This window comes from Flavobacterium anseongense, from assembly GCF_021608185.1.
GTDB lineage: Bacteria > Bacteroidota > Bacteroidia > Flavobacteriales > Flavobacteriaceae > Flavobacterium > Flavobacterium anseongense.
This window is the reverse complement of sequence record NZ_JAKIHN010000006.1, coordinates 194142-207754: the sequence shown is the minus strand read 5'-3', so window position 1 is coordinate 207754 and position 13613 is coordinate 194142. Positions and strand designations below refer to the sequence as shown.

At 34.9% G+C, this 13613-nt stretch carries 11 protein-coding genes; all 11 read left to right on the top strand.

Features of this window, described 5'->3' with window-relative positions; genetic code table 11:
• Window positions 1-102: 102 nt before the first annotated feature.
• The 11 genes from thrS (at window position 103) to L1S35_RS10245 (ending at window position 13613) form a co-directional block, all read left to right on the top strand.
• Complete coding sequence (gene thrS, locus L1S35_RS10295; protein ID WP_236400331.1) at window positions 103-2049, top strand: threonine--tRNA ligase; 1947 nt, start codon at window positions 103-105, stop codon at window positions 2047-2049.
• 76 nt (window positions 2050-2125) lie between these two features.
• The gene (infC, locus tag L1S35_RS10290; RefSeq protein ID WP_236400345.1) at window positions 2126-2623 is read left to right on the top strand and encodes a translation initiation factor IF-3; all 498 of its coding nucleotides are present in this window, start codon (window positions 2126-2128) and stop codon (window positions 2621-2623) included.
• Between the two features lie 125 nt (window positions 2624-2748).
• Window positions 2749-2946, top strand: a complete 198-nt coding sequence (gene rpmI / locus L1S35_RS10285; protein ID WP_035678477.1) for a 50S ribosomal protein L35 — start codon at window positions 2749-2751, stop codon at window positions 2944-2946.
• 174 nt (window positions 2947-3120) lie between these two features.
• Entirely contained in the window at window positions 3121-3465 is a 345-nt protein-coding gene (gene rplT / locus L1S35_RS10280; RefSeq protein WP_126745177.1) for a 50S ribosomal protein L20, read from the top strand.
• 250 nt (window positions 3466-3715) lie between these two features.
• Window positions 3716-6634, top strand: a complete 2919-nt coding sequence (locus tag L1S35_RS10275; RefSeq protein WP_236400330.1) for a M16 family metallopeptidase — start codon at window positions 3716-3718, stop codon at window positions 6632-6634.
• Between the two features lie 217 nt (window positions 6635-6851).
• Window positions 6852-7589 carry a LytR/AlgR family response regulator transcription factor gene (locus tag L1S35_RS10270; protein WP_236400328.1) on the top strand — a complete coding sequence of 246 codons (738 nt, stop codon included), beginning with the start codon at window positions 6852-6854 and terminating at the stop codon, window positions 7587-7589.
• Window positions 7590-7630: 41 nt separating this feature from the next.
• On the top strand, window positions 7631-9556 hold the full coding sequence (locus L1S35_RS10265; RefSeq protein ID WP_236400326.1) for a histidine kinase dimerization/phosphoacceptor domain -containing protein: 1926 nt from the start codon (window positions 7631-7633) through the stop codon (window positions 9554-9556).
• Window positions 9557-9760: 204 nt separating this feature from the next.
• A complete protein-coding gene (locus L1S35_RS10260; RefSeq protein WP_236400324.1) occupies window positions 9761-10504 on the top strand; it encodes a hypothetical protein in 744 nt (247 codons plus the stop codon).
• A gap of 107 nt (window positions 10505-10611) precedes the next feature.
• The gene (locus L1S35_RS10255; protein WP_236400323.1) at window positions 10612-11784 is read left to right on the top strand and encodes an acetyltransferase domain-containing protein; all 1173 of its coding nucleotides are present in this window, start codon (window positions 10612-10614) and stop codon (window positions 11782-11784) included.
• 9 nt (window positions 11785-11793) lie between these two features.
• Window positions 11794-12246: a DUF4440 domain-containing protein gene (locus L1S35_RS10250; protein ID WP_236400321.1), complete on the top strand. Its 453-nt coding sequence runs from the start codon at window positions 11794-11796 to the stop codon at window positions 12244-12246.
• Between the two features lie 71 nt (window positions 12247-12317).
• Window positions 12318-13613, top strand: a complete 1296-nt coding sequence (locus L1S35_RS10245) for a DUF418 domain-containing protein (protein WP_236400319.1) — start codon at window positions 12318-12320, stop codon at window positions 13611-13613.

The window sequence follows — 13613 nt, the reverse complement described above, 5'->3', positions numbered from 1 at the left end:
CAAGGAAAAGGTGTGCTGCTACAAATACTTTAATATATTGTACTACTAATATTGTATGTGTTTTGTTAATCTTATATATTTGCAGTCCATAAAATTTTAGGAATGATAAAGATTACACTACCTGACGGTTCGGTTAAGGAGTTTGCGAAAGGTACGACTCCGATGGATGTTGCGAAAAGCATCAGTGAAGGATTAGCGCGAAATGTGATTTCGGCTTCTTTTAATGGTACAACAGTTGAAACGGAAACCCAATTAACCACAGACGGTTCTTTAATATTGTATACGTGGAATGACAAAGAAGGTAAAAAAGCTTTCTGGCATTCGACTTCGCATGTTATGGCACAGGTTCTTGAGGAGCAATTCCCGGGAATTAAGTTAACGCTTGGGCCGGCAATTGACAATGGTTTTTATTATGATGTTGATTTTGGTGATAAAAAAATTACCGATGCCGACTTTAAAGCTATTGAAGACAGGGTTTTAGAAGTATCGAGAGAAAAACACGAATTTAAAATGCGTCCGGTTTCTAAGGCTGAAGCTTTGGAAATTTATAAAAACAACGAATATAAAACCGAATTGATTTCGAATTTGGAAGACGGAACAATTACGTTTTGCGATCATGCCAACTTTTTTGATTTATGTCGTGGTGGTCATATTCCGAATACCGGAATAATTAAGGCGATGAAAATCATGAGTGTTGCCGGTGCTTATTGGCGTGGTGATGAAAAGAATAAGCAGTTGACACGTGTTTACGGAATTTCATTTCCAAAGCAAAAAGATTTGACGGATTATTTGGAATTATTAGAAGAAGCCAAACGTCGTGATCATAGAAAACTTGGAAAAGAATTAGAATTGTTTGCGTTTTCGCAAAAAGTGGGACAAGGTTTGCCATTATGGTTGCCAAAAGGTGCAGCTTTGCGTGATAGATTAGAGCAATTTTTGAAAAAAGCACAGAAAAAAGCGGGTTACGAACAAGTAGTTACGCCACATATTGGGCAAAAGGAATTGTATGTTACCTCTGGTCACTATGCAAAATATGGTGCTGATAGTTTCCAGCCAATTCACACACCAGCCGAAGGAGAAGAGTTTTTATTGAAACCTATGAACTGCCCACATCACTGTGAGATTTACAACAATAAACCCTGGTCATACAAAGATTTACCAAAGCGTTATGCTGAATTCGGAACGGTTTACAGATACGAGCAAAGTGGAGAATTGCATGGATTAACTCGTGTCCGTGGATTTACTCAAGACGATGCGCATATTTTCTGTACGCCAGATCAATTGGATGCTGAGTTCAAGAAAGTAATCGACTTGGTATTATATGTTTTTGGTTCACTTGGATTTGAAAACTTTACGGCTCAGATTTCTTTGCGTGACAAAGAAAACAGAGATAAGTACATCGGAAGTGATGAAAACTGGGAAAAAGCTGAGAATGCCATTATCAATGCGGCACGCGATAAAAATCTGAATACTGTAGTTGAATATGGCGAAGCTGCTTTCTATGGTCCGAAACTGGATTTCATGGTAAAAGATGCTTTGGGAAGAAGTTGGCAGTTAGGAACAATTCAGGTAGATTATAACCTGCCTGAGCGTTTTGAACTGACTTATAAAGGTGCTGATGATAAGCTACATAGACCGGTTATGATTCACAGAGCGCCTTTTGGTTCGATGGAAAGATTTATTGCAATTTTACTTGAACATACCGCAGGAAATTTCCCGCTTTGGCTGATGCCTGAGCAAGCAATTATCCTATCTTTGAGCGAGAAATATGAAAATTATGCAAAAAAAGTTTTAGAATTGCTAGAAAATCACGAAATTCGCGCCCTAATTGACAACCGCAACGAGACGATTGGAAAGAAAATCAGAGAAGCGGAAGTTCAAAAAATACCGTATATGCTGATAGTTGGTGAGGAAGAAGCAAAAAGCGGAACCATTTCTGTACGTCGTCAAGGGCAGGAAGGAAAAGGAAATATTACAGTGACTATTGATGATTTTGCCAAAATGGTAAATGAAGAAATAGGAAAATCGCTAAAAACATTTGAAGTTTAACTAAAAAAATAAAGTCATAGCAATTAGAAACAACAAAGGTTATCAACCTCGAGTAGAAAAAACCGCGGCCCACAGGATAAATGAATTAATCCGTGGCGTTTCAGAAGTTCGTCTGGTAGGAGAAAATATTGAACCCGGAGTGTTCAAATTTTCGGATGCATTACGCTTAGCTGAAGAGCAAGAAGTAGATTTGGTAGAAATTTCTCCAAATGCAGTTCCACCGGTTTGTAAATTAATGGATTATGGAAAATTCATTTATCAGCAAAAAAAGCGTGAAAAAGAACTAAAGGCAAAATCTACTCAAATCACTGTGAAGGAAATCCGTTTCGGACCACAGACTGATGAACATGACTACGAATTTAAAAGGAAAAACGCAGAAAAATTCCTTAAAGAAGGTTCTAAATTGAAAGCATTTGTTTTCTTCAAAGGACGTTCTATCATATATAAAGAACAAGGTCAAATTCTGTTACTGCGTTTGGCTCAGGATTTAGAAGAACATGGAAAAGTAGAAGCTATGCCGGTTCTCGAAGGAAAGAGAATGATTATGTTCATTGCTCCGAAAAAGAAAAAGTAAAGCCCCCTAACCCCCAAAAGGGGAATAAAGGTTTTGCAAAATAACACTCACCGTTCCCTCTCCTTTGGAGTGGGCTGGGGAGAGGCTAAAAAGTAAGTAAGTTAAATTAAATAAACTAGGAAAAAATGCCTAAAATGAAAACAAAATCCAGTGCTAAGAAGCGATTCAAAGTAACTGGCTCTGGAAAAATCAAGAGAAAACACGCTTTCAAAAGCCACATCTTGACTAAAAAGTCTAAGAAGCGTAAATTAGCTTTGACACACTCTACGTTGGTTCACCCAACAGATGAGAAAAGTATCAAACAACAATTAAGAATTATCTAAATAGTTGATTGTTGACAGTTGATAGTTGATGGATTTAAAACCAGCAACCAACAACCGAAAACCAACAACTTTTAAATTCTTTAGGTTAAAAAATTATTTAAATAACCTTGGAGTATGGCCACAAAGTTACCTTGATTAAATTCGGTACGCCTGCTACAAAAAAACAGAAAAATTATGCCAAGATCAGTAAATTCAGTTGCTAAAAGAGCAAGAAGAAAAAAGATAATGAAGCAAGCCAAAGGTTTCTTTGGCCGTCGTAAAAACGTTTGGACGGTTGCTAAAAATGCGGTTGAGAAAGCTATGTGCTACGCTTACCGTGACAGAAAAGTGAACAAAAGAAATTTCCGTGCTTTATGGATTCAACGTATCAACGCTGGAGCTCGTTTAGAAGGAATGTCTTATTCACAGTTTATGGGGAAAGTAAAAGCTAACGGAATCGAATTGAACCGTAAAGTTCTTGCCGATTTAGCAATGAATCACCCAGAAGCTTTCAAAGCAGTACTTAAAAAAGTAAAATAAACGTTTGTACAATCTATTTAACTTACTTACAATTAGAAAATCCCAGTCGAAAGATTGGGATTTTTTTATTATGGCGTGACCACAAGGGTCAGGCTTTCCGTTACAATCTTGTCATTGCGAGCTTGCGAGGCAATCTCACAATAACAAGGATTTCCGCTTCAATCCTTCACGCAGCAATACGTTCTTTTTAACATTTCTTTTTAAGAATAAAACTATTTGTTTCCTTATTTTTGAGCTAAACTAAACCAATATGAAACAAATAATACTAGCCAGTTGCTTATTACTTGCAGTAAGCACAATCAAAGCGCAAACATTCACTACCGAAAAGAAGCAAGACAATCAAGGTTATACCTATGAAATTGTAAAAAATGACAACACCGGACTTAGAGTGTACACATTAAAAAACGGACTAAAAGTATTTTTAGCACAAAACACAGACGAGCCCAGAATTCAAACTTATATTCCCGTAAAAACCGGTTCTAACAACGACCCAAGTGACAATACCGGTTTAGCCCACTACTTAGAGCACATGGTTTTTAAAGGAACCAGCAAAATCGGAACCCAAAACTGGGAAGTCGAAAAAAAATTAATCGCTCAAATCTCTGACTTGTACGAACAACACAAAGCAGAAACCGATCCTGAAAAGAAAAAAGCTATCTACAAACAAATCGACGAAGTTTCTCAGGAAGCTTCAAAATATTCGATAGCCAATGAATATGACAAACTCATCTCCTCTTTAGGCGCAAAAGGAACCAATGCCCACACCAACTTATATGAAACGGTTTATAAAAACAATATTCCATCAAATGAATTAGAAAAATGGATGATAGTCGAAAAAGAGCGTTTCTCCGAATTAGTATTGCGTCTTTTCCACACCGAATTAGAAGCCGTTTACGAAGAATTCAACCGTTCTCAGGACAACGATGCGCGTTTGGTTAGTTTTGAATTAATGAGTGCCTTATTTCCTGATACACCTTACGGTCAACAAACTACCATCGGTAAATCGGAACATTTAAAAAATCCTTCAATGGTTGCCATTAATAACTATTTCAACACTTATTATGTGCCTAATAATATGGCGGTGATTTTGGTTGGTGATTTAGATTTTGACAAAACGATCAAAATGGTCGATAAATACTTTGGCTCTTTCAAATATAAAGAATTGCCGATGAAGAAATTAGTGACCGAAAAACCAATGACGGCAATCGTTTCAAGAGAAGTTAAAAGCCCAACTGCCGAAAGACTAACCATGGCTTGGAGAACATCGGGAACAGGAACAAAAGAAGCGTTATTGGCCGACATGACTTCTGAATTACTATCTAACTCTGGTGATGTTGGTCTAATCGACCTTAACATCAATCAAAAACAACTGGCTTTGAGTGCTAGTGGTTTCTCAAGTACCTTTAATGAATATGGCTATTTTGGATTAAACCTAAATACTAAAGAAGGACAAACACTCGAAGAAGGTAAAGCGTTGTTGCTAACCCAAATTGATAAACTAAAAAAAGGAGATTTCGACGAATGGATGATTCAGGCTATTGTCAACAACAGAAAATTAGATGTGATGAAAACCTATGAATCTGCTGACGGTTTAGCAACATCCATCTACAGAAACTTTACACAAGGCATCAGTTGGGAGAAAAATTTATCCGAAATCAATGAGTTAGCTAAAATCACCAAAGCGGATATTGTAAAATTTGCCAATGATTTTTTCAAAGACAATTATGTAATCATCTATAAAAGAAAAGGCGTAAATGACAAGTTAGTTCGCGTATCTAACCCAAAAATAACACCTGTTCAATTAAACAGAGATTCGCAATCAGAATTTTACAAAGACTTTACAAAGTTAACATCAACCGATTTAAGTCCGGTATTTGTCGATTTTAAAAAGGAAATACAAACCAAAAAAGTAAAAAACACCAATATCAGTTTTGTAAAAAATAACACCAACGCTATTTCAAACCTATATTATATTTTCAATATGGGTTCGGATAACAATAAAAAACTATCGTTGGCAATGGGATTGTTAGACTATTTAGGAACTGATAAACTAAGTGCCGAAGCGGTTAAAAAAGAGTTTTATAAAATTGGGGTTTCCTATTCTGTTTCCGCCGGAAATGACATGAGTTATATAACGCTTACCGGATTGGAATATAATCTTCCAAAAGGTGTTGAATTATTGGAAAACTTATTGAAAAATGTAAAACCTGATCAAGACGTTTATAATACTACCGTTGAAACGATATTAAACACCAGAGCGAATGCTAAAAAACGTAAAGAAAGCATCGCAAACGCTTTAGTTAATTATGCTAAATATGGTAAAGATTCCCGTTTCAGAGATATCATTTCTGAAAAAGAATTAAAAGAAATGAATGTTGCCGAGCTTACTAACATGCTGAAAGACCTTACTAATTATGAGCATCAAATATTTTTCTACGGAACTAATTTGAATACTATGGTTGAAGCATTAGACAAATACCATAATCTGAGTGCAAACAAAGCTATTCCGGCACCAAAAGTTTATTTGGAACCGGATACTTCTAACAAAGTTTATTTTGCCAATTACGACATGGTTCAAACAGAAATGACCCGAGTGGCTAAAGGAGCAAAATACAATGCCGGAATCGCCGGAACGGTTAATGTATTCAACTCTTACTTTGGTTCGGGATTGTCTTCTATTGTATTCCAGGAAATAAGAGAGTCAAAATCATTAGCCTATTCAGCTCGTGCTAATTATGGTTTGGCAACTGACAAAAACCTCAACGATTACATGACCGTTTCAATCGGAACACAAGCCAATAAATTACCACAAGCTGTTGATGCCATTAATGCTTTGTTGGCCGATATGCCAAAAATTGACAAACAGTTTAACAATGCGAAAGAATCGAGTTTGAAACAAATCGCATCAAGCCGAATTATCAAAACCAATATTTTCTTTAATCAAATCAACCTTAAAAAACTTGGTTTCGATTATGATATCCGCAAAGACATCTTTAAAGACATACAAGGTTTAACTCTGGATGCTACCAATGAATTCTTCAACAAAGAAGTAAAAACCAAACAGTACAATACAGCTATCATTGGTAAAAAAGAAAATCTGGATTTTGAAGCCCTGAAAAAACTAGGCGATATTGAAGAAGTATCCTTAGAAGAAATTTTTAATTACTAAGTAAGAATTTAACATTGACCAAAATCCCAATCTCGTTTTAAAATGAGATTGGGATTTTTACTTTTTGGATATATTGATAACAGACTTAACAAACCAACTCCGGCAGACGTACTCATTTACTGTTAGTTAAAAAATTTAACCCGAATTAAATTATTATAGTATATTTATAATAATTTTTAGTGCATTTCTTAATTATTTAACTGCATCCTTTGTTTTTATGGAAGAAAAAATAAAAATTCTTATCGTAGAAGATGAAATGATTATTGCAGCAAATATCTCCTTGCAGCTTACTCATTTAGGATATGAAGTTATCGGAATTATTCCAAGAGCAGAAGAAGTTTTACCACTTATCAGACAGCAGCAACCTGATATTCTTTTGCTGGATATTAATCTAAAAGGGGATTTGGATGGAATTGATTTGGCACATTTAATTCAACATGAATATAAAATTCCCGTTATTTTTCTGACTGCCAATTCAGATGAAACGCATTTCAACAGAGCCAAAGCGGTCAATCCGTATGCGTTTATATCCAAACCATTCAAAAAACTCGATTTACAGCGTGCCATTGAGTTGACAATACTAAGAATTGAAGAAGAAAATACTAAAAAAGAGAACGGAGTTTCCGAAGAAAATTTTGTACTCAGTGATGCTATTTTTGTCCGCAGTCATGACAAAATGGTGAAAGTCAATATTCAAGACATCTTATACATTGAAGCCGAGCGAAATTATTGTAAAATTCATTGCAAAGACAAAGAACACTTACTAGTGGCAACTTTAAAGGATTTAGAAGAAAAACTACTAGTAAATAATCTGATGCGCATCCATCGTTCTTTTATCGTTAATTTATTTCATATCGATGAAATAGCCAACAGTCATGTAGTTATTGCCAAAAAAGCCATTCCGATAAGTGCCGATTTAAAGAAGCAATTGCTACAACACATTCAAAAAATATAACCCCTAAAATGAGAGTGAAATTGCTATATATAGTACTAATCATGTATAATGTAGCATTATGTCAAAACAATAGTGCGTTAAGCAATTCAAATCTTTTAAAAATTAGTAATGACTTTATTAATAAGGCTATGTGGTATCAAGATATGCCACAATACAATTACAAGAAAAGTGTTTATTATTATGAAAAAGCAATAAGTATATTAAAACAAAATGAAAGTCATTTTTACGAAGAAATAGCTTCAGTATATTTAAAGAGAATTGATTATCTGCAAATAAATGAAACATACAATACGTTAGATTCTATTGGAAACATAGGTTGGAAATATGTAGAACTTGCTAAGAAAAATAAACCGAATATTCAATTGGAATTCGATTATTTGTATGCTTGGGCCGGAATTAAACTGGAAAATGGCGAAAGCAAAAAAGCACTTAACTTAGTTTCAAAAGCAATAGCATTGTCCTCAGAGTTTAAATCAGAAGATGACATTGCAAAGGCGAAAGCATCCAAAGGATATTTTTATCTTAGATATCGAACTTATGATGGGAAGGATTTAGCATTAGCCAACCTTAGAGAAAGTTGTAAGGCATACGAAAATAAAGGAATTAGGAATAACGCGTTGATGCTTTACAAAATTTACAGAGGTTTGGTATTGTACTATTCTTATGTCAATAGTGATTCTATAGATGTATATAATAACAAAATAAAATTTGTTTTACAGTACATCAAGCAACCCCAAAGTCATGCATGGTATTATAGTGCTGTTGGAAGAGATTTGAATACTTATCCACTTAAAAATCAATCGAAAATTTCCGAATTACAATACAATCAAGCCAAAGAAAATATTTTGAAGGCATTAGAAATTTATGCTCGCTATAGCATTACTAAAAACGCTAATATTCCTTATGCCTATGGTATATTAGGAGATATCAGCAGCAATCAGGAAAAATATGATGATGCAATTAATTTTTATAAAAAGTGTTATCAAAACTATAAAATGTTGCAAAGCAGAAAACGGGCACTTGACATTCTTGGATTTATTGCTGGAACCTATGAATTAAAAGGAGATTATAAAAATGCCTTATTCTATTTTAAAAATTACGAAGCAGAAAGTCTGAATTATGAAAAAGAAATCAATGACAGAAGTTTAAAGGAAAATGAACTCCAAATAAACCTGTTAGCACAAGACAAAAAGTTATCCCAAAAGCAGCAACAGCAAACTATATTCACTATTATCCTCATAATCGTAATTCTATTACTGATTGCACTATATCGAATTTACTATATAAAACAGAGTAATAATAAAAAATTGGCTCATTTAAATGACGATTTAGAAACTAAAAACCAATTGCTGGATTTGAAAAATGCAGAAAACGAATTACTGCTTAGAGAAATTCATCATCGTGTAAAAAACAATCTCGAAGTCGTTTCAAGTTTGCTCGCCTTGCAATCAGCACAAATTGACGATGCAACTACTAAAGATGCCATGACCGAAGGACAAAACCGTGTAAACTCCATAGGTATTGTGCATCAAAAACTCTATCAAGGCACCAACCTTGGAGCCGTAGAGATGAAGGATTACTTTTTAAATTTGAGCGAAAGCATTCTCGACAGCTTTGGTGCAGAACAACGCATCGACTTGCAACTGGCAATGGAAAATCTCGATTTAGACATTGATACTGCCGTTCCACTTGGATTAATCGTTAATGAACTTTTGACCAATTGCATCAAATATGCTTTCCCAAATTCAGAAAAAGGAACCATCACTATCAAACTCCATAAGCAGGATAACAATATTCTCCGACTTGAAGTAGCCGATAATGGTGTTGGCAAATCGGGAGTTACTCAGGGAACTGGATTTGGCGGACAACTCATTTCGCTTCTTACACAACAACTCAACGGAACCATGACCGAAGAAAACCAAAACGGAACTAAACTTATTTTCGATTTTAAAATGAAAGCCGCATAAATGAATTATGAATTTACCATTCATTACTATTCTTAAATCTATTCTCTTTCATCTATTTTCTTTTTTCTTCCTCCGATAAATAAAACCTACGTTTCGGACAGTTTTTAAACTGTTTCGTCCTAACCTGCTTTTTACCATCAATGATTATCAGTTATTTAGATGTAGAATTAACAATGATTCTATTAACATAAAAAACCAATAATCATGAAAAACAATTTCCAACTTAAGATTAAGTCCCTATTTCTTCTGTTATTGCTTATCCCATTTTTAGGTATAAGCCAAAACAAAAATGTGATTTCTACCAATCGCATATTTCCAAAAGTTGACAAGGTGCTTGAATTTGAAAAAGCATTGGCAAATCATGCACAAAAGTACCACACAGGTGATGTTAAATGGCGTGTTTTTGAAATCGCTTCCGGTCCAGACGCCGGAGGTTATCATGTTGTAGAAGGGCCAAAAACGTGGGAGTCAGAAGACGTGCGCGGCGATATCAATGAAGCACACAACAACGACTGGAACAAAAGCGTAACACCTTTTTTAACTGATAGAGGTTCAAGTGGTTATTCTGTGTATATCGATTCATTAAGCACAGTAGCTGTTGGCGATTACTCTGATAAAGTTCAAATTAATCACATCTATCCAAAACCAGGTTGTGGAGCCAAAGTGCTAACAATGCTTAAAAATCTGAAAAAAGTATGGGCTGCAGACGGAATATCTGTTGCAGTATACGAGGTTAATGCTTCAGGCGCTCCGCAATTTGCTCTTGCCAGAAGATTTAAACAAGGATTAAAAGAAAAAACAGAAGGCTTTAGAAAACCATTCAAAGAAACTTACGAAAAAGTTCACGGCAAAGGATCTTTTGATCTTTACATTGATAATATTAGAGAATATACGAGCGACAGCTGGAGTGAGTTAATTTTTTATCGTGCTGATTTGAGCTCTAAATAATACTAATTAGTGTTGCTAAAAACCCACAGGATTTCAAGCGTCTTGTGGGTTTTTTTAATGTAGAATGAAATGAAAACTTTTCTTAACTTTCAGGCACAGAATAAATTATGACGACCATTACAAAAATCAGAATTCAATCCATCGACCTTTTGAAAGGTCTGGTAATGGTAATCATGGCGCTCGATCATGTTAGGGATTATTTCCATTATTCGGCTTTCTTTTTTGACCCAACCGATCCAACACAAACTTCATGGCCGATCTTTTTCACAAGATTTATCACTCATTTTTGCGCACCGGCATTCAGCTTTTTAGCAGGAACTTCGGCATTTATGATTGGCAAAAGAAAATCGCCTGCTGAATTATCAGGCTTCTTGTTCAAACGTGGACTATGGTTGGTTTTTGTCGAAATAATCATTGTCAATTTTGCATGGAAATTCGACATCCAATTCAGACACGTTGGTCTGCAAACCATCTGGCAATTAGGTATAAGTATGATTGTATTGGCTGCATTAATTCATCTGCCTAAAAAAGTCATACTGGCTTTTAGCATACTCATTATTTTTGGACATAATTTACTCGATAACACTCATTTTGAGGGAAGCTATTTGTGGGCAATGTTGCACGACCGTCAAAAGTTTGAATGGACAGAAGGTTATTTTATAAATTTCGCTTATCCATTAATCCCATGGATTGCAGTAATGGCATTGGGATATTGCTTTGGTGCGCTTTATGACAGTTCGTTTAATGCTCAAAAAAGAAAGCGACTATTAAATGGCTTGGGAATTGGAAGTTTGCTGTTATTTTTTATTCTGATTGCCATCAATAAATATGGAGATCTAGTTCAGTGGACCAATTATGGTGATACTTCCAAAACGCTGATGTCTATTTTCAATGTTAGCAAATATCCGCCATCATTATTGTACTTGCTGATTACTCTGGGCAGTTCATTTCTCTTTTTAGCAAATGCCGATAAATTAAAAGGTCAAGTTGTCAATTTCTTTTGTATCTTCGGAAGAGTTCCCTTCTTCTATTATATACTACACATTTATCTAATTCATTTATTAGCCGCTTTTGCGGCTTACTTTACTGGATTTGGCTGGAATGCTTTGGTGTTGCCAACATTTATTAACAAAGTCGAAGCATTAAAAGGATATGGTTTTAATCTGATAACTGTTTACCTCGTTTGGATTGTAGTTATTCTTTTGCTTTATCCATTATGCAAAAAATTCGATAACTATAAACAATCGAATAAAGAAAAATGGTGGCTGAGTTATTTATAAAATATAAAAATGAAACAGCTAACATTATTAATCATTTTACTCGCTACTTCAACTTTAGCAAAGGCACAAAAAGTTCTTTCTAAAGACCAATTAGAAGTGCAGAAAACAGTTGTGGAATTTTTTGAAGCCTTGTCTAACAGGGATTCAATTGCCTTAAAAAAAGTAAGCGCTTCCGATTTGGTATTATACGAATATGGAGAGGTTTGGAATTGCGACACCTTAATTCGGAAAGCAATAAAATTAAACACCGCAACCGATTTTAATCGGATTAATAAATTTGATTTTATCAGTACAACCGTTACTAAAAATACCGCTTGGACATCCTATAATCTCCATTCGGAAATAATACGAAATGGGCAAAAAACAACTATCCACTGGTTGGAAACAATCATTGCGGTAAGAAACGAAAAAAGATGGCAGATTAAAGTGTTGCATTCAACACTTATAAAAAGGACTCCATAACAAAATAATAAAATTAAAAGGATTTACATGATTCGTTAAAAAATAACACTAACCAAAAAACCAACCAATTTATGACAACAGAAACTACACTTACTCCTTTACAAAACGCTGACAGGATTCAATCCTTAGACGTGATGCGAGGCATAGTACTATTCGGTATATTACTAATGAATATAAATGGTTTTGGACTTGCCAGAGCCTATGATGATCCAACTGTTTCTGGCGGTTCTGAAGGATGGGATTTAATCACCTGGATTACTACCAATTTGTTTTTTGAAGGAACGATGAGAGGTTTGTTTTCGCTTTTATTTGGTGTCGGAATGTTTGTCCTTTTAGACCGACTCGAAAAACGTGGAGCCGGAATAGAAGCAGCCAACATCTATTTCAGAAGATTAAGCTGGATGCTGGTTTTCGGATTAATACACGGCTATCTATTGCTTTGGGTTGGAGAAATTTTATACAACTACGCCTTAATGGGATTTTTGTTGTATTCGTTTCGGAATTTGGCACCAAAAAAACTAATCATTATTGCCACAATATTGTTCTCATTAGGAGCATTATGGACTTACTCCGACTATAAAAACAATGTCAAATTAGCGAGTCAGGTCGAAGAAATTAAAGTTTATAAAGCCCAAGGAAAAGAGTTAACAAAAGAACTTACAGAAGCCGATCAAAAATGGCAAAAAAGAGAAGCGGAAAGATCAGCAGAAGGTGTTCTGGAACATAACAATAACATGCACAAAGGCTACTTTGATGTGGTGACTTTTTTGGTGCCAATTAACAATGAATTCAACATGCATGATACGTTTCGATATGATTTATGGGATGTTTTGAGCATGATGCTATTGGGCATCGCTTTCTTTAAATTAAAAATACTAACCGCTGAAAAATCGTATCGCTTCTATCTGACAATGGTTTTGATTGGTTATGGCATTGGCTTAAGTGTAAACTATTACGAAATCAAAACAATCATAGACAGCAATTTTTCTTTCTTAGGCTTTTCAAAATCTTACCTGACTTATGATTTGGGAAGGGTTACTGTTTCGTTAGGACATATTGGAATGATTATGCTACTCTGCAAATCACCTATTCTAATTTGGCTAAAAATCAGATTGGCGGCTGTAGGCAAAATGGCATTAACCAACTATATAATGCATTCCATAATCTGCATGATTGTTTTTACCGGAGTTGGCTTCGGATTATTCGGAAAGTTACAACGTCACGAATTGTTATATGTGGTATTTTCTATTTGGATCTTCCAATTGATTTTAAGTCCGATTTGGCTTAAATATTTTCATTTCGGGCCATTAGAATGGGGTTGGAGATACTTGAGTTACCTGAAAAAATATCCATTTAAAAAACAATAA

Coding starts and splice junctions, on each gene's coding strand:
- L1S35_RS10275 (WP_236400330.1), top strand. CDS start 3,716: ATGAAACAAATAATACTAGCCAGTTGCTTATTACTTGCAGTAAGCACA.
- L1S35_RS10255 (WP_236400323.1), top strand. CDS start 10,612: ATGACGACCATTACAAAAATCAGAATTCAATCCATCGACCTTTTGAAA.
- rplT (WP_126745177.1), top strand. CDS start 3,121: ATGCCAAGATCAGTAAATTCAGTTGCTAAAAGAGCAAGAAGAAAAAAG.
- L1S35_RS10260 (WP_236400324.1), top strand. CDS start 9,761: ATGAAAAACAATTTCCAACTTAAGATTAAGTCCCTATTTCTTCTGTTA.
- L1S35_RS10265 (WP_236400326.1), top strand. CDS start 7,631: ATGTATAATGTAGCATTATGTCAAAACAATAGTGCGTTAAGCAATTCA.
- thrS (WP_236400331.1), top strand. CDS start 103: ATGATAAAGATTACACTACCTGACGGTTCGGTTAAGGAGTTTGCGAAA.
- L1S35_RS10245 (WP_236400319.1), top strand. CDS start 12,318: ATGACAACAGAAACTACACTTACTCCTTTACAAAACGCTGACAGGATT.
- L1S35_RS10250 (WP_236400321.1), top strand. CDS start 11,794: ATGAAACAGCTAACATTATTAATCATTTTACTCGCTACTTCAACTTTA.
- rpmI (WP_035678477.1), top strand. CDS start 2,749: ATGCCTAAAATGAAAACAAAATCCAGTGCTAAGAAGCGATTCAAAGTA.
- L1S35_RS10270 (WP_236400328.1), top strand. CDS start 6,852: ATGGAAGAAAAAATAAAAATTCTTATCGTAGAAGATGAAATGATTATT.